Here is a 22,631-nt window from a genome sequence, read left to right on the forward strand (position 1 = left end):
CGTTCAATTCGTAAGGGAGAATTCCATGTCCGACCGTGTCCTGCTGACAGGCATATCCGGCTTTCTCGGCGGCCATGTCGCCCTCCAATTGCTCAATGCTGGCTACACCGTCCGGGGCAGCCTGCGCAACCTCAAGCGCGCCGACAAGGTGCGTGACACGCTGGCCAGGGCGGGCGCCGATCTATCGCGGCTCGAATTCGTCGCGCTCGACCTGATGGACGATGCCGGCTGGCGCGAAGCCGCCGACGGGTGCCGCTATGTGCAGCACACCGCCTCGCCCTTCGTGCTGGAAATCCCGCAAGACAAGATGGACCTGATCGGCCCGGCCGTGGAAGGCACCACGCGGGCGCTCGACGCCGCCAATGCGGCGGGCGCCGAGCGGATCGTGCTGACCTCGTCCATGGCCGCCATCGCCTATGGCCACGACAAGGCCCGGACCACGCCCTTCACCGTCGACGACTGGACCGACCTCAATGGCCGCGGCGTCAATTTCTACCAGGAATCCAAGACCCTGGCCGAGCGCCGCGCCTGGGAAATCATGGATGAAGCGGGCCGGCGCGAGGCGCTCGCGGTGATCAATCCCAGCGGCATTTTCGGGCCGCTGCTCGACGAGGACCCAGGCACTTCACCTATCCTGATCCAGCGCCTGCTCAATGGCTCGGTGCCGGCATTGCCGCGCATTCCCATCACCATTATCGACGTGCGCGACGTGGCCGCGGCACATGTGGCCGCGATGACTGCGCCCGAGGCTGGCGGCCAGCGCTTCCCGATGGGCGAGCGCACGCTGTTCTTCAAGCAGGTGGCGGACCTGCTGGCCGAGCGCTACCCCGACAGGCGCGTGCCGCGCCTGCAGATGCCCGACTGGGCCGTGCGCATTTATGGCCTGTTCGACCGCGACGTGCGCGGCAATCTGGGCGAACTGGGCCTGGCCAAGCAACTCGACTCGCGCGGCGCGGTGGCCCTATTGGGCCGCGAACTCACGCCAGCGCCGGAGGCAGTTCTGGCAACCGCCGAAACGCTGGTGGCGCACGGGCTGGTTTAAGAAAGCGCCAACAAGGCGCTTTTACCCCCTTGCCCTCGCCCCGATTATTGTTCATATCAGCATCCGTCGGAACGGGGCTGTAGCTCAGTTGGGAGAGCGCGTCGTTCGCAATGACGAGGTCAGCGGTTCGATCCCGCTCAGCTCCACCATTCCGATTAATGTAGCTCATTGATTGTCTGTGGGTTTTTGTCGCTCGAGGCAGCCGATGGTGCAGCTGGGTGACAATTTCTCTTACAATCGGCGAACGCTCGATCCTGCCAACCCGAGTGCAGCCGTCCCCTCCGGCCTGGCGCAAAAGCAAACATCTGCAGTATTGAGTCTCGGCATCGCAACATCAAAAGCTGTTGCGTTTCGCTGGCAACGGCCGCGACCAATAAGTGCCGCAGATCGGACAACCTCAGTCGTGCCTTGTCAGGGGGAGCATAGGGGCTGCTACCAGCAGGCTAGCGTCAGGCGGGCCTTGCGACAGCATGTCCCCGGACCGCTGACCTCGCCCCCACCCCCCGGCTTACCCAAACGGCGCGTGTTTTGGCCTTATCCCCCGTTCGTACAACGCGATGTGTTTCCGAACTTTTTTGCCAACTCTGTTATATAGTCTATCCTGGTCGCGCACGTACCGGCTTGCTCGAGCCAGGACGCTCGCCAAGACGGGCTGACGGCGGTGATCCAGGAGGCCAATGTCCACGGCATCTCGACCGGCTCGGTCGATGACCTGGTCAGGGCGGGGCTTGAGTGCTATCTCCAGAGCCGGGTAACCCAGCTCTGCGAGGACATCGGCAGCTAGTCTGGCCGTATCTCTGGATTGCTGCGATGTTCGGCACTCAACCGGTCATCTCTTGGCTTCATTTGCCTCCTTCGCTGGTTGAGCTCCAGGGAGCCCTAATAACAGCGACGTTGGGTAACCAACTTGACCTGAGCCCCTAGATCTCCTCCAGATTTTGGTAGAGTCCGACGTCGCATAGGGACGATCGGATGAAGCGCAGCAGGTTCAACGAAGAGCAGATCATTTCGATATTGAAGGAGCAGGAGGCCGGGCTTGGGACGGCCGATCTGTGCCGCAAGCATGGGATCAGCAGTGCCACCTTCTACAAGTGGAAGGCCAGGTATGGCGGGCTGGAGGTGTCCGATGCCCGCCGGCTGAAGGCGCTGGAGGAAGAGAACGCCCGGCTCAAGAAGCTGCTGGCCGAGTCGATGCTGGATAATGCCATCCTCAAGGATGTCGCCGCAAAAAAATGGTGACGCCCGACGCGAAGCGAGATGCGGTGGCCCAAGCCTGCCTGGTGCATGGCGTGAGCCAGCGGCGGGCGTGTGAAGCACTTGAGGTTGATCGATCGAGCGTGCGGTATCGCAGCACGAGGCCTGCCGACCAGGAGCTGCGGGAAGCGATGAAGGCTGACGTTGCCCCCAACTTCTATCCAGCCTGAAGGAGACTCGGGCGGTTGGTTTGGCCGATTTGGCCGGGGTGAGCGACGGGGGCTGGCGCGGAGCTGGTCATTGAGCGGAGCGGCAGATCCCGTCGCGGGTTGAAGGTGTCGGCGTATTCGGCAGGCGTCATCCAACCCAACCGCGAGTGCGGCCGGTGCAGATTGTAATCGGCGCGCCAGGACGCCACGGTTGCCCGCACGTGAGCAAGCGATGGGAAGAGCGTCTCATTGAGCAGTTCGTCCCGCAGCCGGCCATTGAAGCTCTCGATGAAGGCATTCTGGATCGGCTTGCCTGGGGCAATGTAGTGCCAGTCGATCCCCATCCGGTCAGCGAAGCCCAGGATGGCATTGGACGTGAACTCAGTCCCATTGTCGCTGACGATCATCTTGGGGCGTCCTCGAGTAGCCATCAGCGTCTCCAGCTCTCTGGCAACGCGCAGGCCAGACAGCGAGGTGTCGGCAACCAGGGTCAGGCATTCGCGTGTGCAGTCATCGACCACCGTCAGCACCCGGAAGCGCCGACCGTCCGTCATCTGGTCGGAGACGAAGTCCAGGGACCACCGATCGTTGGGCGCCATTGGGGTCAGCATCGGTGCCCTGGTGCCCATGGCACGCTTGCGGCCGCCTCGACGTCGCACCATAAGCTTCTCCTCGCGGTAGATCCGGAACAGGCGCTTGTGATTGACCTGATACCCTTCCCGCCGCAGCAGGACGTGCAGCCGCCGATAGCCGAACCGTCGCCGCTCGTGGGCAATGGCCTTCATCCGATCGCGCAGCATGATGTCATCGGTCCGAAGCGCCTGGTAGCGCATCGTCATCCGACAACATCCCAATACTCGGCACGCCCGCCGCTCGCTCATCCCATAGGCAGTCTGGAGATGGGCGACAGCATCCCGCTCGGCGGCGGGCGCTACCATTTTTTTCCAAGAAGATCTTTCAGCGCGGCATTATCGAGCATGCTGTCGGCCAGCAGCTTCTTGAGCCGGGCGTTCTCGTCCTCCAGAGCCTTCAGTCGCCGGGCCTCGCTGACGTCCATGCCGCCATACTTGGCCTTCCACTTGTAGATGCTGGCATTGCTGACGCCGTGCTTGCGGCAAAGATCGGCAACCGGGACCCCGGCCTCCTGCTCCTTCAAGATCGCAATGATCTGCTCTTCGGTGAACCTGCTTCGCTTCATCTCTGGTCCTTCTGATGGGGCCAGAGCCTACTTCAAACTGGATTAGGCGCAGGGGGCAACGTCAAGGCCGTGGCGTCGGAGCGACGCCGGTTTGGCTATCGGCGCATCCACGTGATGCTGCAGCGCCAGGGGATCGCCATGAACATCAAGAAGCTCAGGCGGCTCTATGGCGAGGAGAAGCTTCAGGTGCGCAAGCGCGGCGGTCGCAAGCGGGCTCTGGGCACGCGGCGGCCAATGCTGGTGCCTGACCGGCCCAACCAGCGCTGGAGCCTGGACTTCGTCAGCGATGCCTTCACCGATGGTCGCCGCTTCCGGGTGCTGACCGTGGTGGACGACCACACGCGGGAGTGCCTGGCTTTGGTCGCCGATACATCGCTGTCCGGTGGACGGGTGGTGCGCGAACTTGACGCCATCATCGCTAAGCGCGGTCGACCGCTCACGGTGGTCAGCGACAATGGCACCGAGTTCACCAGTATGGCGATCCTGCGCTGGTCCCAAGACCGGCAGATCGACTGGCACTATATCGCTCCCGGCAAGCCAATGCAGAACGGCTTCATCGAGAGCTTCAACGGCAGCTTCCGCGATGAATGCCTCAACGAGACGCTGTTCTCGTCGTTACCCGAGGCGCGGGACCGGATCAGCGCATGGAAGGAGGACTACAACAGCCACAGACCGCACTCCTCGCTGGGCAATCTCACGCCCAACGAGTTCGCCACGCAACTGGCACTGGAAAAACAAGCCGCATAAGGCCAAACATCAACCCAAGGACTCTCCTTAAAACCGGAGGGAACTTGGGGCTCAGGTCAAACTCCAGGCGATAAGCAGACCGCCTGGAGAATCTGACACAGCCCTCGGGGCGCGTCTGCGCGTGCTAAAACTCCGACTTCACCAGCCGATGCTCGTCAGGGAGGTTCCTCTGGAGGATGTAGTCGTTGAGGATCACTGGTCTGGTCTGCAGGGCTCTCATCGGGTGCACTGGAACATCGGGCTTGACTAGAGCTGGGTGAATGCCGACTGCCACTGATCGCCCCTCCTTTTGAACCAAGAGCGGTACAACTGTCGACCCCACCTGGATCATCGAGGAACAGATGAATCCATCCAGCTCCAGGAGGCGTTTAAGCGCCGACAGGGACGTGGCCTGTTCCTCTGGTGTCTTCTCGATGGGGATCTCTCCAGTCATTCCGTACCGAAGTAGCTCGGCACCGAGGCGACGATCTAGCCGATCCTTGAGATGTTGATTGTGGTAGTGACGTAGGCAGCTCTCGCATGATCCATCGCACTGAGCTGGACAATCTTCTAGCAAAGACAGCGTGGATTGCAGGATTTCCTGAAGGTGCCTGGACGCCAATTCAGCGTAGCCGGCACCTCCCGAGAGCGTGTCGTACAAGTATACGTCAAGCCTTAGCGTGTCAGGCTCGTCACCGGGAACCACGCGGAAGCCGGCCCCGAATTCCGATGGATCCAAATCTAGTTGCTGATGCCGACTGGCCGCTAACCTAAGTCCTTCAGCCACGGTAAAAAGTGCGTCCTCAATGGTTCGCAACTGGACGGCGTCCGCCGTGTCCGAGATAATTGGCGCTGCCACGTGCCAACGCAGCAGCATCAGGTCGGTTGAGAACACATGTCCCAAAAACACATTTTGGAATAGGCCGTTGCAGCGTTGGTTCGGTTTGGGGTGGTTGTACGAAAACTCTATTTTGTAAGGCCGTTCATGAGTCCCTGCGGGTTGCTCATCTATCGAAGCTTTGCCGCACTTGTCGCAAACCCAGAAGCCGCCGTGTCCGTCTGCGTCCGTCTGCTGGCCCCTATTCGCGGTTACTAACCTTCGGTCATTGGCCACGACGAAACCTAGATGCGTTCCCATTGGCTGCAGCGGCGGGAGGTCGTCGCTCCCGACGGGAACAGGAAACTGCGCCGAAGTAGCATACGTGATGTCTTGATCTCTATCGTCATCCTTGAGGGGACGGCCTTCCTCAGGGACGAATACCTGGGGCGTTATCATAGGCATCGAACTCAACGCACTGCCGCAGACGGGGCATTCTTCTGGGACTGGCTGTCCATCTTCGAGGTCCCGCACGAAGCTACAGTGGGCGCAGTGGACAAGACGGACCGGGGCTGCGAACAGCGAGGCCGCTCGATCATGAACGGTGGGCATCGTGTTGGCGGTGATGCCGCCACTTCGATACGTTTCCTTGTTGATGACGATAAGGCGCCCAGGTGCATATTCGCTGAGAGCCTTGCTAATCGCTTGCTGCGGCCGTTCAACGATCTCCATTTTGTATTCAGAGCCGCGTCTTGTCAGCTTCTCGACCAGAAAACTCGTTAAGTCGGTGGGAAAAGCATAGCTCGGAAGCATGCCGCGACCGAACAGGAATTCCAGTAGTTCCTCATCCCCAATGGCGCCGCGGGCAATACGTTCGTCTTCGTCTTCATCTTCATCGGAGGCGGCCATGGCTTGGTCGGAGATGCCTTCCCGAATAAGCGCGATTGGCGGCGCAACGGCGGCCAGATCCTCAAGAAGGTCGTTGGCAATGCTGCCAATCCAGTCGTCGAGGGTAGCAGGGGTTATCCGCAGCGTGGCCGGAAGCCATTCCCGAATCTGTTGTCGAACTTTTCCTTTGCGGTCCACCACCTCGCGCCTAACCCAGTCGGAGAAGGCGGTGACATCCAGACCGGGCTCGCCGGTCCCTTCGAAGAAATCCCGGGCGCTGCCCAAGGCCCTGAACAGGGCGGAGGTGGCGCCCCCCACAGCGACGTCGTGCTCGTCCATGTAATTGTGGAAGAATGTCTGGAACAGGAAGGACGTGACATGCCTTCTGGCAATCTTAGGATTGTCTATCTTGATGTCCGGCCCGCGCGGCGATCCCGCTACGATCCTTTCTGGGTTGTTGTAGTAATAACTATCGTGAGGACCATTTTGTGCATAGGTCACTACGGTCGACACAGATGAGCCACGACGGCCGGCCCGGCCGGCACGTTGCTGGTAGTTCTCTCGCTGCGGGGGAACGTTTCGCAAGCCCACGGCCACCAACGATCCTATATCCACCCCTACCTCCATAGTCGTGGTACAACTTAGGACATCAATAGGCCTATCCCGATCATGTATTTTCACGTCCTTGAAGCGGAGTTCGTACTGTTCAGTAGTGGAATGAACACGCGAGTTGTCTCGGTTAGACAACTGCGCGGTATGCTCCTCAACGGCGATGCCTCGAAGCCGGGTGGGGAAATTACGGGCCTCTATGACTGGTTCGCGCCAGAAACCCTTGCGGGCCCGGATGTAGACGCTGTCGTTGGGGTCGATAGATACTACGCCCGGCTCACCGCACGATCCGCAGCATCCCCTCACATGGAATGGTAGGAGTGCAGTGCAGCGCTGACAACTGTGCCACGGCATCTGTAGGTCGATGTGGACGGCCGTTTTTGCGACGTCCACAAAGACACCGTTGTTGGCATCTACTAGTCCGAATTCCTGCGCTATGGCCCGCTCGAGATTCTGAAATTCGTCCAGCGCCAGATTAAGGGCGCCTGCCAACTTGGGCTCCAGCGACTTGCTGAAGCATCCATTGCTGCCCCAGGCTGCCTTAAAGAACCCTGCAGCACGTCCTCGGATAATACCATCGAGGCTGCGGTCTATAGCGTATTCATCGGCCAGCTTGGCGATCCAAGCCGCCACAGTACCCCGCAGGTCTTCGATAGTGAGCGAGGGGTGCGATGATGCAACGGCTTTAACCAAGCTCTGCAGCGCCTTTTCGGTCGGCTTCAGGTAACCGATGGTGGCGCCCAGAATCGAGTAATATCGCCCGCACAATTGCTTGAGTAAGGCCGTGTAATATCTTGGTGGAATGTCACCGGGCTCGAAATCTTCAAGCAATTCGGACAGCGTGTCGGTTGGATGGTCCTTTTGGAGTCGCTCAAGCTCACCGTCAAGGATATGCGCGTCGTTGCGATCGAAGATAAGCAGGTCAGATTGATGGAGAACACTTAGGATTGCGGTATATAGACTTTTATTAGGCCGTGGTTCTCTACCGATCGCCTCCAGCTTCGCGGTTGCCAAGCTCAGAATCTGGCGAAAGAGGTCTTGTTCGACTTCGCGCGGGATGTCTCGCGCCAGCCTAGCTGCTTTTTGCCGGCCGTCGGAAAACAGAAGCACTTTTCGGCCACCGTTGGGATAGTCGCGGCTCTCCGCGATTGCCGCTGGCTGGTTGTCAAGTTGCGCTTTTATCAAGTTTGCGAACGGGGCCTCGCCCTTTGTGGCGTGGTCCATGATATTCGAAGAGTCACCGCGGTTGGTCTTTCCCTGGCAGACAGGGCATTCGTCGAACCGGAACCCGTAGGCAGTACCCCCTTGAGTAGTATCGGGTATCGCGATCCTCCTAAAGCCCGCAGATGTGGAGGGTGTCGAGTACACTACTCGTCCGCTTTGCGTATCGAGCCATGCTTCAGTCCTGCGGTCGCTGGTGAAGAGTGGTGCGTCCTCCATCAGAATTTCGATTGGTACCAGGGGCGATTGCCTGCCCTCGCGAAGCGAGCCTGATGGGGATGCCCAAAGGAAATCCGGTTTGGGCCCATCAACGTATGCTCGCACGAAGGCCGTTCCACATTCTCGATGGGTAAGCAGCTCAAAGACTCGGGCGCCACAGTCGCATGCCCCGCGCGCATGCGTGTGCAACTTGCCTAGGATACGATGACCGTCTGTTGCTCGTGCAGCCGTGCATTGCGGGTTTACACAGGCGAACAGCCCCGGAAGTCCCCGGAAGAACATGTGAAGCCGGGTGGGAAGCAGGACACGCTGGTCTGAAAGTCGTTTGGCGAAGGTTGCCATGGACAGCAGGCTCGCCAGCGCGGCGCGTGAATCCCCATGGCTGGGAAAAACCTTCTCGGCCAGTTGATCGAGGGGTTCGGCCCGTCCTGACACCAGTTCCAGCACGCGTTCAAGCGGGGAGAAACCGCTCAATTGATGGAAGAGGTAGTCCGCCAGATCTTCGTCGCCCAAAACGGGCCAGCCAACCTGCTGCGCAAAGTCCCCTACCACTTGGCGGGCCCGTGTCTGATCGATGGCATGGCGCTCAAAATCTGCGATAGGAAAGCTCGCCAGAGCGTCCACCTGGATCGGTCTTGCTTCGGCAATGACGCTTCGCGCCTCCCGCGTTCCAGTTACCACCTCGAATGTTCGGGTAGAATCCTGCGCCAGGCCGGTGAGGTTGGCCGCAAAACCTTTCACGTCCTCCAAAGCCGCCGGTCCATCTCCAAGACTGGCACTCGTAAGAATAAATCGTACTCGCTCGCGAGGTACGTCCAGGCGCGCGATGAGTCGCCGGATCAGTAGTGCGACCTCTGCCCCGCCCGCACCACGATACATGTGAGCCTCGTCCAGTACGAGCGTCAACTCGTTGTGTTCGTTGGCCTTCAACCAGTCCCTAGTCTGTTTGAAGATGGGCCGCTCGATGGGTCTCATGAGCATGTACTCAAGCATCGAGTAGTTCGTGATCAGGAGGTCGGGACAAGCGATCTGGCTCTCATGGCGGGTCATGAGTTCGCGATCCTCAGGTTGCGTGATCAACCTGTCCTTCCAATTCTGGAATTTGCGCTGCTGGCCTGAGCGAGTGGTCTTTAGTTCGACCTGATCCTCAGCATAGAAACCCAACATATCCTTTGCCGGCCATTGCCCAATTTCTTCGAGCTTTGCCATCGATCCGTTTTTCAACAACGGCAGATAGAAGTCGTTGAACAGCGGTTCGATGCGATTAGTGTCGCGTTCGTTGGAACGAGGACCAGGATAGGGGGAACGTCCAGTGTAACTTGCAAATCGGACGGGTCTTCCTCTGCCCCGGGAGATTATTGACGAGGCTTCCGGTGTCCCGAATAGACGACGTATCCGCGACAACTGATCGTTCACCAGGGCATTCATGGGGTATAAGAGCAGCGCCCTGCAGCCTGGCATCGATGCAGTGATGGGCCGGTCCTGCCCTTCCTGCACTAGCTTGCCAATAATTGGCATGAGAAAGCTCTCGGTCTTGCCTGAACCAGTACCGGTAGCGACGATCAGATCCTTGGACGGCGTATTGAAGAATATTTGAAGTGCGTTTGCCTGGTGCACGTAAGGTCGTGGATGAAGTCCGACCTTCATCCCACCAATATCGGTCAGTGCCTCGCGTACAACTGCAGGAACCGCAAGGTCGCGATAGGGGGCACCCAACTCGTATACCGGAGTAGATTCCACGTAGGGCATCTGAGCTACTGATCCCGCTTCCTCGAGCAGCAGCCGACGCTCCTGGATTAAACTCTCATTCCGGATGTGGTACTGGGCCTCGATGTAAGATCTGAGGCCCTCCGTCAGTTTGGCGGCGGTGGCGTTCACGCCAGCGTCCTTCGATTTCGTCATGAATTCCCCCCGGTCAGTTCGAGCTTGCAGTTTAACCGTGACAGTGCGCGTCGAACGAAAGGCAGCGCCAGCTCCGGAAATTCGACGGTTGTCACTCCCGCCGTCTGCACCGTGGTGCGTCCGAGTGCGAGGACCTTTGCCTCTTCGGCTGGCATATCGCGCGGGAAGTGGACCCGGAAGCGCCCCTCGGCCACCTCACCTCGCAATGTTCTGGAAGTGCCGAGTCTATCGTCAAAGCCGAATCGAAGACGCCGGGCCTCGCCTGCGTCGACGTTGGCGGCCTTACTGATAATTGTTTCGTCCATCCTGCGGACCAAATAACCGATTGAGTATGGGCGATTGTGGATCATACTTTGCCGCGGTCGAAAGAGCCTTGGCCCCTCCGGGGGGGGACGTCGAGCCCTGCATTGGCAACCAGCGTCCCATGACTCCCGAATGCTGGAAATGGTCTGGTGCATAAACTTCAAATGATTCGGCCGACACATTCACAGCCGTCATCTGATGGGAATAGGCTGCGATGGCGCGTTCCGTCCACTTTGCAAGCTCGCCCACTTCGCCAAGCCATGTATCGGCATCTATGGTCAGACTCTTAGCTAGTTGCTTTTCGCGTTCCCCGCACAGGTACCGTGCTGGGCCAGCGGCCTTAAGATATGCAGCCGCGGTTGGCCAACTGCCGATGGCGAGGCGAGCGCCATTGTCTTCCGAGCTAACGGCGCGAGCCGGTGGTGCGACCCAGTTGCCAAGACCAACATCGACGATGTCGCCAATTGCTTGAAGCGACCTCAACACGGACAAAATTATCCCTTGTTGGGCCTCGTCATTCGGAAGGAGTGCGTGAAGATTGCGGCGAACTGCGTTTGTGAGACGGCCGCTCGAAACTGGGCTTTGGCCAGTAGCCACGACCATAGAACGAAGGTGTTCGGCAATTAGTGCATCCCGAAGATCGACATGGAGATGGGCGTCGATTCGATCAGCAAGATGAGATGCAAGATCGAGGTTGGACAATGGCTGAGCTATCATGCTGATTTGTCGACTTTTTCCGAACCATAACCGCCCAGAAGACGCAGCAGCCTTTCGTCCGGAGTTGCGGCGTCGCAATTGCCGCTGTTCAGCGAATGATCCATTTCCTCTTTCGGCACACCGACGATCGCCCAGAGGGGCAAAAGCCACCCATAAGCTGCGGACTTTAGGGCTGCACCGGCTTCCGAACTCATGGCAACGAGGTTTTTGTAGTGACTTACCGCCCGTCGTTCTCGGCGGGGGTTGCGACGCCCGTACTTACGCAGGAGAGCAAGAAAGTCCTCCAGGTCAGCCGATGCATCGACCACCGGCCTTAAGCTCATCCGCCCCATCCGGCATGAGACCATTGGCGCTGCAACGGGTGGTGTCAATTTCCAGTCGAGGACGTCGAGGTCGAATATAGGACCAAGATCGAGCAGATGGGAGCATTCGGGAAGCGCCGACGCGCCATCCCCCAAACTGGCAAATATCAGCAATTCTCTGCCCGCCGACCCCGTGCTGAGATCAAAGAGGATGTCAGCAATGGCCTCCACTGGAACATTATTAAGTCCCTCCAGTACGAGGGCAGCCACTTGGTCGCTCTCCAGGGGAACTGCGGGGTTGATCGTTCTGCTCAATTCCGACGCGTTGAGTACTCCGATAGGCACGGCCAGGCGAAATGACTGGCTTCCGGCCAAGGCGATCGCGCATGCCCGCGCTGCCAGCGTCGCGAAAGCTCCTTTGAAGCTCACTAGGCAACAGGATGAGATAGCCGCGAATACTTCCGTCGCAAGTCTTTCTGCCGATGATGTCTTCAGTCCGATTGCCGAGAGATTTTGTTCCAGAAGTGCGGCTGGCCTCAAACTCTGTTCAGCGACGTTTTGGGCAACGGCTGCTGGGAATTCGATTGTTTCCAAGAGCAACGGTGGGGAGGACAAGACACCATGCGGTGGCGCCACCGGCGTCTGAGAGACGTAATCACTCTCAGCAACTTTATCCGTTGACAGATCTGCCTTCGCCTGCGGCAATTGGAGAAACAAAGATTCAAGTTCGTCGAGCCGTCCCGAGATTGTTTCGAACACTGTAGCGGTCTCGAGATGACGCCGCTCGTTGTCATCGCTTTCGGCGGTTAAACGCTCTAGTCCCTCCAGCAGCGGCACGAGTTTTTGTTCGTCGATGAGATGTCGGTGGCCCTCCTTCATCGCCGTGACAGAAGACGCCAAGCCTTCTACTTTCTCCTTCGTCTTCAAAAGCTCTGCCGCTAGATCTGTCACGCGAGAGGCAGTATCTTCAAAAAGCGTCGAAGCCGGTGTGGGCGCCGCTTGCCGCAACTGCTCAATATCGGCCGTGAGGGTTTCCAGCTCGACGACGACGGCATTCAGGCGGTCATCTTGGGATCGAATGAGTTCCTCGTCGCGATGAAGGCGTTCGGGCAGTCCGTGGAGAGCCTTGTCGCGATCGACTTCCTTCGCCGACTTCGAAGTAGCCAACGCGGCGGCGATGGCCTCAGATTCTTCGAACGGTCCGAAGAGGAAAAAGCGCTCAATTTTTTCCTTCGAGCATCGGTTTTCGACGGACGCTTCCTTGAGCGTGAAAAAAGACGGTCCGCCAATTCGAGAAACTCCGGCTCCTCCGCGGCATCCTCCTGGTCAAGGAGAAGTTCCATCTCGTTTAGGAGATCGTTGAGTTCAGCCTGTGCGCCGAGATGCTCCTTCCCCCATGCTCGCCAGAAGGAGTACAGCGCGCTGTCCGCTCGTGCCCTATCTGCACTGGGAACACCCTCCCGAGCCATGAATTTGGAAGCCAGAGTACGCTTTTGGACGGTGAGCTCCTGGGGGGTTCCTTTGCGAAAGCCCCTGACCGGGGGAAGCGTTTTGGCCAGGGCGCGCGCCGTGGCTGGCGGAACCTCGTTCAGAAATTCTATCAATTCCTTCTCACCCTCCATACGGAGGCGTTCCATTGCTCCCGGGCTCCAGGAAGGGCGTTTTGTCATCGGCGGCGACCTATCGATTGCATTATTTTGCGGGCATGACCCGCCATTCGCGAATTCAAGCCCAGTCTCTCGAGGCCTGCCAACATGTCACCGTCCAAAGCCTTTGGAACTCGTTTGCCGGCCAATAAATGGAGGTTGTTATTTCGGAATAGCCACTCGAGCTCTCGCCGGTAGCTATTCGGTAACTCCGGTGGTCGTTTCTCCTCGGACCGTTCTGCCATGGCGACCCACGACCCGTAGGCTCCGCAGTTGATCCAAATATCCTTATCGCGATCAAGGATGAGGTCGCCGAGCCCATCAGCAAGGGACGCCGGAGGTATCTGATAATCGGTCCACACTATCTCGGTCATTGCTCGGGCACATACGCGCGGCCTGACGAAGCTTGGAACTGAAATGGAGAGTAAGCGCAACCGACCGTGCCTTACATCCGTCAATGCTTCATAGCATGCAGGAAGGTGAAACTCCTCGACCCTCGTTGCGCCCGTGGCCGGATCCGACAGTTCGAGAGTTACCGCTTCCACTTTTGTGTAGCTCGCGGTTGTCCACTCGATGCCCTGGCGTTGTTCGCCCAAGACTATAGTTCCGACGCGTTCACCGGCATTGGAAGCGCGAACCTCCATCATCTGGGTTGCATTTTTTGATATTGGTAGGTCGAGCGTTCTCAGTTGGTTCATGGAAATTAGTTCCACGGTCCGCTCCGTTTCGTCATTGGAGGCGAAGGAAAGAACCATGGGTCCAACGTCTGGAAGAACAAGATCACCTGACGCGGTGGTGCCGAAAGGCGGAGGATAGACCACTCCCCATTGCGATAGGGGACCGCCAAATACTAGCCCGGTGTGCGTTGTCAGCCATCGCTCCGCAGCCGGGTCTCTTGTCTCTGGGAGGCCAACCAGAGCGCAGTGCCATCGACCTGTCGGGCCGAGTTCAGCAATGAGCAGATCATCCGGAATCTTCGCCGAAAGTTCTTCCCGCCAGATCAAGTAGTAATTCCTGCCCCAGCGGAGCGATGCTGCGGCCGGTTTCTGACGATCCTTCGAAGCCGAAAAGACGGTGAACCGATCGGCGTCGGGCGCCGCGACACGTTCGCGCACAACCGCGCTGTAGCGCGCTGGAACCTCATGACTGGTCCACGACGCAAAATAGGAGGTTGTGTCTGGATCCACGACATAGGTCTGGGCGCCCGTGACCAACCTCGCCATTTCGATCCGGCGATGGTTGCCGTTGCCGCATTCAAGCACAATGCTGCCCCACGCCGTTTCGGCTTTGGGCACAGTAATGTTGAGCCGCCAACGAGGGGGGGCGAGTGGGCCTTAGGGCTGCTTTCTCAACTGCGATTGAAAGGACGAGCGGCGGTGTCGCCGCTGATGTCTCGCCCGCGGATGTGACCAGGAGGCGCCAGTCGGGAAGGCCCTGAGATGGGTGGTAAAGTTCGCATTCCGGTCTTGCTGCGCGCACGACATGTGCAAAGTGGGCAACGCGATATAATCCCCTGCGTAACGTAACTGGGTATCCGCACACGGGACATCTATAGTCGCTCCTTCGATTGGCGTTCGACGCCCCGACTACTTTGTTGCTCTGGGTTTCGTGTGCGAAGTCCATTAGGAAAAGCGGGCTGCCTCGATATATCCGTCGTTCGTTTCGGTCCGCGGGGCCAACAATTCTTGGAGATTCGACCGACGCCATTGCCGGAAGTCGGTCGACCTGAGCGCACGCGGTATCATCCAGCGATCGACCGCCTTCCTCGATATCTCTTCGACTGTACTCAGAGCAGCTGTGTTCGGCACACCTTTGCCGTTCCGGAGGATCTCGAAAGAATTGGTGGCCATCTGCGCGATGAAAACTTCCCGACGAATGCCATGGCGCAGCACGCTCTCACTGACCCCCAATTCGACTAGCGCGGCCTTGATCGTCCGAAGCCGCCAGTTTGGACCACCGCCGTATTCGTGCTGATCGGCGTAGTGATGGTCTCGTAGGCGCAGAAACGTACGCATGTGGGAAAACAACTGCTCGGTAATGTGAAAATGACCCCAACCCTGCGTGTAACCAATGGGCATAAAATAGCTTTCTCCAGACAACTTTAATCTGTTGTAAACAGATGATCTGCCCATGGAGGAACTCGTCGTGACAGCAAGCAGGGATGCACTTTTCGCTTTGCCGGATATTATGCCCACTGAACTGCCATAGCTTTCACCGAAGTCGTTCAGGATGTCCCTGCTGCGAACTAGGCAGGCGACCGCCTTGCCGCCCAGCAGCATGCTATAGGGAGGAATGGCGCCCAACACATATGCGTCCATAATGCCCACGAGCCGATCCTCGCGGTCTCCAACCGACCATCCAATAAGGTTGTCCCTCACCCGCAGATTGAAGACGGGATCGCCGAGCGCGATTAGACCGGCAAGGCGGTCGTGTCCATCATCCCAGACAAGATAGCGCATACGCCGTCCAAAGCCTGAAGACACCGGCACCGACCAAGTCAGCGACGCCAATCGAAACAGGTTCGATTGCCAAGTGTCACTCTTCACCCGGATAAGCCGCAGGGAGATCTTCTCAGGTTCGATGTCTGCCCCATCAGCGAAATGATTGAGTAGTCGGCCAAGATTTCTCTCGATGAACGGCTTGCTGGATGCGATCCGTTCATCGCGTTGCCCAGCGTGAAGTCGCCGAACGTCATCCTTGTCTGACCCGGGCAATTGGAGCAGCCCGTCGGCACCCTTCGTAAAGCCCAACTTCGTGAAATGCTCACGAATGGCACGTTTCAACATAGCGTCCGGCATAAACGCCGGAGCAACGGCGCCTTTGTTACCTGTAGAATCCCTCATGGCGCTGACACTAAGTGATTATCTTTGCTTTGGACAGGACGGTGACATATGGCGGCACTGCTTCAGAAATCGCTAGAGGGCAGAAATGAAGATTAAGTTGCGAAATTGACTTTGGCCGTTGGCGAATCGGGTGTGTGCCCACAGCTGCAAGTACTCCGAAGCTTTAGCAAGTATTGCCGCAGTTCGGTCCTTTTGCGGGATGATTGATGGGTGACTCGCTGGTCATTCGGGGACGAAACCCGGCCACGATGCGCCTTGCCTAGGACCACCAAAGGCGATCCTGAGGTGTCCCGTTAGAGTAAACAGATAGAGGTCTACGACGAGTTGTCGTCGTCGGTTTGCGACCGCCGGGCGACCGTTTTCTAGGGAGCAATAGCTTGGCTTGGACCAGCAATAGTCATTGAGCGGTGACGGCTCAGCGTGACCAGAAAGCTGCGCTATAGTATAAGTAAGCCATGTAGATTGGAGCCGCCCGGCAGTGGGACGAACTAATGGTGTTTCCATTTCAGGATATCAATCACCAGGATCGTTTCGAAGCGGGGCGGTCATTGGTCCAACGGGGCGGAGCGGCCGCCGCCATGTGCGGCGCGAAGACTCGAAATGGCGGCTCTTGCCGGCAGCCTCCGCTTAAAGAGCATACACGCTGCCTTCGGCACGCCGGTCCAAAAGCCGCAACGGAGCATCGCGATCGCCAATGGCGGGATGTGCAGCGGGGGCGAATAAGCTGGGAGGACTTCGCCCTCGCGGAACTGAAGCGAGCGGCCAACCGACTGCGTTGGCGCTGGAAGAAGGACCCTTGGGCCCCGGGGCGCACAATAGACCTTGGGGAGCACGAGGACCGCTTCCAGATCGAGCTTGGGCGGCCGGACGAGCGCGGCCAGGCTATTGCCCCGGCAGTGCTGGACTGGTTGCGGTGGAAATTCCGTCGGATGCAACTTGACCGCCGCCGGGACGGGGAGTGGGCGGACTTGCTTCGGCATGAATACCCAGACCGGGTGCGCGCAGCTGGACCGGCGCCCAAAATGGAGGCTAACGAATGGGCGGGGCCTGAGCCCGAAGCGGCGGTCTGGGCTAGCCGCGTTCCGTCGACCACATCCAAGCGTGGGCGTCTGGACCGCGTGCGCGTCCGGAGGCCTGAAGACGATCGAGAAATTCGCGCGGTGCCCAGGAAAGAAAACCCGGAAGCCGAACGGGTGGCCCTCGCGCGCGTGGCGCACGAGAACCGGGTAGTTGTGGCGCCGCTGATCCAGAAATGCACCAGCGAGGACGAAGAAATCGCTTTTCTGCGGGTGCTGCGCGCCTGCGTCGAGAACCCCAACGACCAGAAGGCCCGCGCCAAATGGATTGAAGCGGCGCGGACCCTAAGCGCGCGCTAGCCCCAAATCGCCAGGGCGGCGTACCGCCCGTATTGTGGATCGCCTGGCAATACAGGCTTCACGCTTGGGCGCGTTCGCCCGGCAGGTTCGCGCGCTCGGCCCCGCTCGAGCACCCAGCCCAAGCCGTCGTCGGATGGGGAGAGCCCGAGTACGGAACCCAATTCGGGAAGTGTATCGAGGTATTCCATCAAAAAAAGGTTCTGCTCATGCGCCTGTAGCGTGGCTGTCCACAGGGCGCGGGCAAAGTCGCCAACGGGTGGCTCGCGGTCGGGATGCACCGAGACGAGCAGGGCTGTGCGCGTGTCGGCGTGCGTCTTGTACGGTTTGTAACTCTGGAAGTGGGTGTCGCGGTCCATGATCGCCCACTGGTCACGCCACTGACCGGACTTAAATGGCGGGTCCAGCACGTCCACCCAGGCGCCCGCCTTCAGCATTTCCGAAGCCTCCGCTGCACTGACGCGCAACGTGACGAACTCCAGCCGGTTGTCGGCCCTAAAGAGTTTGTCCGCTTCCACCCAAAGGCGCCGGGATACGGCGTTCCCTGCCCGTTGGCCGGGCGGTCCGGCTAGTAGAGCAGGGTCTTTCACCCACCCGCGTACGTCGGAGTCATAAACCAGGCGGGCATCCCGCTTTGGCTTTGTGGAGTGTCGTTTTGCTTTTGTCGTCGGCTTGCGCATGGTGTTTCCGAAGAGCGCGCGGCGGGATTGCCGGGCGTTAATTGTGCTGGGCTTTGATCTCCTTCCAGATGCCGCGGGGGAGCTTCTGCCCCGGGAAAATCCACACTCGTTCCACAGTCGCTAGCCCGGAGGGTTTGGCCTTGCACGCAACGGGAAAGTTCGCCTCTTTCTCCACCACCACAGTCGTTCCCTAAGCAACTTGACTGTGGTGGTGGGGGAGGGGAGGACCTGTTGTCCTCCCTCCCTCCCCACTCACTCTGCGCTCGGTTTCCACAGTGGTCCCCACAGTGAAATCCACTGTGGAGACGGGACCAGTCATCACCACCCCGGCACCACTTGTGGGTCCATTTGTACCGGCTCAGCGGGTGATTTGCCGACTTCGACAACTTCCATCATTCGCCCCGTCCGGCCGTCGTGCTGCTTGATCGTTGTCAGAGCCCCCTCGCGCTTCCAAGCGTTGAGCATTGCTACGACTTTGCGACGGGCAGCATTCTGGTTGGCGTCCCGTCCCTTCTGCCCACTAGCCGGCTCCCCAATATCGAGCCCCGTTGCGTCGGCTACCAGGTATCCTACCCAGTCCGGCGATTTATCTGACCACCGGGGCGGCGCTGCTGCCTGGCTGACGGCGCGCTGGACATTGATAAGGTCTGCAGCGCTTCCCAGCGTTGGGGTCGGCGGGGTCCAATGCTCTACCGTTTGCACGGTGTCGCCCTGCGGGTACTGAACATTCCCGTTGTTCAGGGAGACGCCAACCAGCTTCACCCACCGCGCAGCTTGAGCTGGGGCTAGGTTGGCCTTCCCGTTGTCCACCCGGATGAACTCCCAGCGCCGGTCCAAGGGCACGCCAAAGTTCCCCGCCTCTTTGTCCGTCATCTGCCCGAGCTGCCTTGAGCTGCGGACTGCATCCACCAATGCTGACGCGCCACGAGAGGCGCCCGCCCCCGCCGCGCTCATATTCGTCGACGCTACCTTGGAGGTGTGGTGGACCAACACAACGGCGACCCGCGCTTTGTCAGCAATCTCGCGGAGCGCGCCCATAAGCAGGTTCATCGCTTCGTTGCTGTTTTCCGGCAGGGTGTGAAGAGCGCCCAACGGGTCTAGCATGATAACGTCCACGCCGAGCTCCCGGGCTTGCTCAACGATGCGGTCCACCGACCGTTGGTCAACCTTTGGACCGTCGGCGCCGTCACGGGCCAGACTCAGACGGACATCCCGACCGCTGGACAAGATCAAGTTATTGTTGAGGTCCGCGAGGGTCAGCTTGTGGTGCTGCAACGCCGCCGCCAACCGCCGTTGGAGTTCCAGCCGGTCATCTTCAGCGTTGTGCAACCAGACGCGCAGCGGGCTCACCGGATTGTCCCCAGGCAGCAGCGTTTTCCCGGTGGCCATCGCAACAGCTTCCACCATCGTCAGCGCGGACTTGCCTGTGCCCCCGGGCGCCACCACCATCGAAATGTACCGGCGAATGATGGCGCGCCCGTACAGCCATTCCCTCGGCGGGATTTGCCGGGGGACAAATGGTTGTACCGGCACCAGGGCAAGACTCTTTGCCGGGGCGACAAATGCCAACTGCTCTGGCTCAATCGGCTGATTTAGGAAGGCCTCACGCGCAAGAAATCCCCGGGCAGTCTCGGGGGTGGAAGCGCGAGGTCCAAAGAAACATGCAGCGCCTGGTCGGCGTCGTACATGTCCTCAATTAGCTTCCAGAAATCGGCGCTGTTCAGATCAGCGCAATGCCCGTGGAAGCAGTTTGCTGTGCCGTCAGCGCCGATGAATGCGAAGCCACCAGGATCCCCATCAGAATGGACGCCGTGCATCATATGGTTGGGACAATCGCAATCGATCACGCCCGCGCGGCTCGACGGGCGCGGGTTGAGCCCCACTGCTTGCGCCAGCTTTACCAGCGGGTCGTCCATTGAGGCGTTGCGGTTTGGGGTGCCCCCACTACCGGCCAATGCACGGGTGGGACCCACCGGACCGATCATCGCCTTGCTCAAGAAGTCCGAGCCAATAAGATGCTCTGCGAGCTTATACAGGTCCACACTGGCGCCCGCATCGAAGTGTGTCGCCCGGACACGCCATGGACTACCGTCCAGCGGATTTACATACTTGGGTTTTCCGTTGATCCCGCCGGGCAGGCGCATGTACCGGGCGGCGTCGAAGCATGCGGGGTCACCCCAGCCGTTGGACTTGAGAAAATCCCGCACGCATGCAACCACCCGGCACGCTTCGCCTCCATCCTCAGGCACCGGCACCGAAAGCCTAAGCACCCATTGCTCGTTACCGGGGGAGGTTTCGATCTTGGCCAACGGGGCAAAGCCTGCCGCCTCCAAGGCGTCCAGGGTAGCGCTGGGAACCTTGGCGCCCGGGCCATCCCCGACGTCGTCAAACACGATCGCAACGTGGTGATCCACATGCGCAGCGGATCGGCCGTTGGTGCCAGGAGCCATAACACCGACGCTGTAGAAAAGATTGTCGTGCTCCTCCAGACTATACCCGGCCAGGCGCCCGCCCTGCCAACTGCCGGAGGAATTGTTGGGGTCGCCGGGAAGAGAGAGGACATGCACGCTGTTCTCATCAAATCCGGCAAAGAGCGCGGACAGAAACTCTTGAGGAGTTGCAGCAGATCGCACACCGGATCCGCTCATGCTGAGCGCTCCATCTCCATCCAAGCTTTCAATTCACTCGCACGCCAACGGGCTCGCCCTGCGATACGCAGCGGCTGAGGGAAATCGCCCCTTTGGCAAAGTCGAAGGATGGTCGAGCGGCTGAAACCGGTCAGGGCCTCCACCTGCGAATAGTTCAGCAGGTGGTCGAGGCTCAGAGGCTTGTTGCTGTACGACATGGGACTGCTCCATTGATGCTTGTTGCAGCACCATGACGCATCCAGCCGCCTTAGTTAGGGGTAGGTAATCGGCGAGTGGATACGCCAGGTCTGCCGGACATATGGCCAATCTGCCAGCGGTATTGGTCCCAAAGCCTCCGCGGGATCGCCGAAGTTATGACAAAACGCTCCGGCAGGCGTTGGTGCCGGCGGACGTAGGCGATTTCCTCCCGCGAAACTTCCCTTCGCCACGACCTGAATTGATAGTTGGAAACCGCCGCGCTGTCCCGCCCTGCAAACCCCTGCAGTGTCATTGCTAGACCCTCCCTGCGCGCCACAATCAGGACGCTGAGCACAAGAAGTTCTTTGCAGAGCCGGCTTTCAATCTGATAGTGGTGCTCGCCCCGCTTTCGCCTAGGCGGCCGTGCTCCACGAGGGCGAGAAAAGGTGCCAACGCTCATTGCGATGGCTCGAGGCAGAAAATCGTCCAAGAATTCCTCGTATTGGAGTTCAGCCTTCAAAGCGCCGTCAAAGTTCATACTGCGCGCCTTTGCAGTACGCGGCCCAGTCCTCCATCAAAAGCTTTCGCTTCACGAAGGCCGTGCCGCGACGGTAAGCCCTCTCAACTTTATTTCCTAAAATGTGCGCGAGGGCAGCTTCTGCGACTTCGCCCGAGTGGTCGGTTTCTTCGCCAACCCAGTCACGAAACGACGAGCGAAACCCGTGTGCAGTGGCCCCATCCACATTCATACGGCGCATAAGGGCGTTAAACACCATGTCGCTCATCGGCACGCCTTCCTTGGTACTCGGAAACACGAAACCGTGCCGCAGTGCAGGTTCAGGGGCCATCTCACGTAGGATTTCCAGACAGCGCTCTGTCAGAGGCACCCGATGCTCTCGCTCGGCCTTCATTCGACTCGCTGGAACAGTCCACACGGCGGCGTCCATGTCGATTTCAGACCAGACCGCACCTCGCACCTCGCCCGCACGGGCGGCGGTCAGAATTAAGAACTCCAATGCACGAGCACTAACGGCAGTTCGCTTGGCCAGTTCCGCCACGAATGCAGGAACCGCGCTGTAGGGCATCGCCGCATAGTGGTTGGGTTCGGCAGGCTTCTTTACTGTTTCCAGAGCATGCTCCAAACGCCCCGCCCAACGCGCCGGGTTTTCTCCCGCCCGGTACCCTTGATGGGTTGCGTGGTCCAAAACCTTTTCAATCCGGCCGCGCAAGCGCGTTGCAGTCTCGTGCTTCAACGTCCAAAGCTTGCCGCGAACGATCTTCTTCCCCACGCGTTTTGTGTGTTCGCGTTGCAAGACTTCCACAATGTCGCGGGTTTCTATTTCGTCCACCCGCATCGAGCACAAACGTCCGCAATAGGACTCACCTAGAGTTTGCCGCCATTGATAAAGGTGTTTAGAGTTTCGAGACTCTGGCGCGATGCGCAGGTCAATATACTCGTTGGCGACGGTGGCGAATGTTGGCTTCTCACGAGCCTCACGCAGGGCCTGCCGTTCGGCCTGCTTGGCAGCCGCCGGATCAATCCCCAACACTAACTGTTCCCGATGCCCCTGGGCCAGGGCACGAGCTGATTTAAGAGTTGTGCCCGGAAATCCGCCTAAGCCAAGCTCGGAGACCTTGCCTCCACCCGGGCGCGTATATCGGAAGACCCATCTCTTACCACCGCTGGCGTCCAGGCGGAGATATAGACCTCCGCCGTCGCTGAGATGCTTCGGCCCAACCGCGTTTTCCACCTGCTTTGGGCTCAGGCGATACATTGAACGGGCCATTTTATCCGCTCCGCCCATCGTGTGGTGCGAGACTGTCGGTCCATGGACCAGATAAAAGCCTTGAATAGCAGTGCCTTATCATCGTACCAACCCGTCGCGGCGTCTTACAAATCCTCTTACAATTAAGCTG

General features: G+C 59.3%; 15 protein-coding genes, 1 tRNA gene and 2 pseudogenes. 6 read left to right on the forward strand and 12 right to left on the reverse strand.

From position 1 onward, the window contains the following. The first annotated feature begins 25 nt into the window (after window positions 1-25). The 4 genes and pseudogenes from FPZ08_RS14365 to FPZ08_RS22420 all read left to right on the forward strand — a co-directional run. Window positions 26-1,042 carry an NAD-dependent epimerase/dehydratase family protein gene (locus tag FPZ08_RS14365; RefSeq protein WP_146290637.1) on the forward strand — a complete coding sequence of 339 codons (1,017 nt, stop codon included), beginning with the start codon at window positions 26-28 and terminating at the stop codon, window positions 1,040-1,042. A gap of 73 nt (window positions 1,043-1,115) precedes the next feature. Then, window positions 1,116-1,191 (forward strand) — tRNA-Ala (locus tag FPZ08_RS14370). Between the two features lie 512 nt (window positions 1,192-1,703). Then, on the forward strand, window positions 1,704-1,826 hold the full coding sequence (locus tag FPZ08_RS22415) for a hypothetical protein (RefSeq protein WP_425457546.1): 123 nt from the start codon (window positions 1,704-1,706) through the stop codon (window positions 1,824-1,826). A 188-nt stretch (window positions 1,827-2,014) separates the two neighbouring features. Continuing rightward, a pseudogene (locus tag FPZ08_RS22420) lies at window positions 2,015-2,433 on the forward strand (transposase); the annotation flags it as partial. Window positions 2,434-2,453: 20 nt separating this feature from the next. Here FPZ08_RS22420 and FPZ08_RS14380 read toward each other — a convergent pair. Then, window positions 2,454-3,643, reverse strand: a protein-coding gene (locus FPZ08_RS14380) for an IS3 family transposase (protein WP_146290639.1) whose coding sequence is annotated in 2 segments (ribosomal slippage) — window positions 2,454-3,385 and window positions 3,385-3,643 — 1,191 coding nt in all. Because the reading frame shifts where the segments join, the coding sequence is not laid out codon by codon here. A 60-nt stretch (window positions 3,644-3,703) separates the two neighbouring features. On the opposite strand from FPZ08_RS14380, the pseudogene FPZ08_RS14385 reads away from it, so the two are divergent. Next, window positions 3,704-4,390 (forward strand): annotated as a pseudogene (locus tag FPZ08_RS14385) (IS3 family transposase); the annotation flags it as partial. Between the two features lie 124 nt (window positions 4,391-4,514). On the opposite strand, the gene FPZ08_RS14390 reads toward FPZ08_RS14385, so the two are convergent. The 6 genes from FPZ08_RS14390 to FPZ08_RS14415 form a co-directional block, all read right to left on the reverse strand. Then, window positions 4,515-10,025: a DEAD/DEAH box helicase gene (locus FPZ08_RS14390; RefSeq protein WP_146290640.1), complete on the reverse strand. Its 5,511-nt coding sequence runs from the start codon at window positions 10,023-10,025 to the stop codon at window positions 4,515-4,517. 282 nt (window positions 10,026-10,307) lie between these two features. Further along, complete coding sequence (locus FPZ08_RS14400) at window positions 10,308-11,045, reverse strand: hypothetical protein (RefSeq protein WP_146290642.1); 738 nt, start codon at window positions 11,043-11,045, stop codon at window positions 10,308-10,310. Beyond that, entirely contained in the window at window positions 11,042-12,514 is a 1,473-nt protein-coding gene (locus tag FPZ08_RS14405; RefSeq protein WP_146290643.1) for a hypothetical protein, read from the reverse strand. Before FPZ08_RS14405 ends, FPZ08_RS14400 begins: the two co-directional genes overlap by 4 nt. A 499-nt stretch (window positions 12,515-13,013) precedes the next feature. After that, window positions 13,014-14,288: a hypothetical protein gene (locus FPZ08_RS14410; protein WP_146290644.1), complete on the reverse strand. Its 1,275-nt coding sequence runs from the start codon at window positions 14,286-14,288 to the stop codon at window positions 13,014-13,016. Beyond that, on the reverse strand, window positions 14,248-14,700 hold the full coding sequence (locus tag FPZ08_RS23095; RefSeq protein WP_484068195.1) for a competence protein CoiA family protein: 453 nt from the start codon (window positions 14,698-14,700) through the stop codon (window positions 14,248-14,250). The genes FPZ08_RS14410 and FPZ08_RS23095 overlap by 41 nt, the downstream gene beginning before the upstream one ends. After that, a complete protein-coding gene (locus FPZ08_RS14415) occupies window positions 14,616-15,779 on the reverse strand; it encodes a Druantia anti-phage system protein DruA (protein WP_425457605.1) in 1,164 nt (387 codons plus the stop codon). The genes FPZ08_RS23095 and FPZ08_RS14415 overlap by 85 nt, the downstream gene beginning before the upstream one ends. A gap of 548 nt (window positions 15,780-16,327) precedes the next feature. Here FPZ08_RS14415 and FPZ08_RS14420 point away from each other — a divergent pair. Then, window positions 16,328-17,212 carry a hypothetical protein gene (locus FPZ08_RS14420; protein WP_146290645.1) on the forward strand — a complete coding sequence of 295 codons (885 nt, stop codon included), beginning with the start codon at window positions 16,328-16,330 and terminating at the stop codon, window positions 17,210-17,212. Here FPZ08_RS14420 and FPZ08_RS14425 read toward each other — a convergent pair. From FPZ08_RS14425 to FPZ08_RS14445, 5 genes are all read right to left on the reverse strand, one after another. Continuing rightward, window positions 17,209-17,889 carry a hypothetical protein gene (locus FPZ08_RS14425; protein ID WP_146290646.1) on the reverse strand — a complete coding sequence of 227 codons (681 nt, stop codon included), beginning with the start codon at window positions 17,887-17,889 and terminating at the stop codon, window positions 17,209-17,211. The two genes, FPZ08_RS14420 and FPZ08_RS14425, sit on opposite strands and share 4 nt — an antisense overlap. 318 nt (window positions 17,890-18,207) lie before the next feature. Next, complete coding sequence (locus FPZ08_RS14430) at window positions 18,208-19,458, reverse strand: AAA family ATPase (protein WP_186767016.1); 1,251 nt, start codon at window positions 19,456-19,458, stop codon at window positions 18,208-18,210. Between the two features lie 23 nt (window positions 19,459-19,481). Then, window positions 19,482-20,537 (reverse strand): DNA-primase RepB domain-containing protein, encoded by a 1,056-nt coding sequence (locus FPZ08_RS14435; protein WP_146290648.1) that lies wholly within the window; start codon window positions 20,535-20,537, stop codon window positions 19,482-19,484. Beyond that, window positions 20,534-20,734, reverse strand: coding sequence for a helix-turn-helix transcriptional regulator (locus FPZ08_RS14440; protein WP_146290649.1), 201 nt, complete (start codon window positions 20,732-20,734; stop codon window positions 20,534-20,536). Before FPZ08_RS14440 ends, FPZ08_RS14435 begins: the two co-directional genes overlap by 4 nt. 507 nt (window positions 20,735-21,241) lie before the next feature. Further along, on the reverse strand, window positions 21,242-22,501 hold the full coding sequence (locus FPZ08_RS14445; RefSeq protein ID WP_146290650.1) for a tyrosine-type recombinase/integrase: 1,260 nt from the start codon (window positions 22,499-22,501) through the stop codon (window positions 21,242-21,244). Window positions 22,502-22,631: the final 130 nt, after the last annotated feature.

The sequence above is a fragment of the Devosia ginsengisoli genome (assembly GCF_007859655.1).
In the GTDB taxonomy this organism is placed as follows: domain Bacteria; phylum Pseudomonadota; class Alphaproteobacteria; order Rhizobiales; family Devosiaceae; genus Devosia; species Devosia ginsengisoli.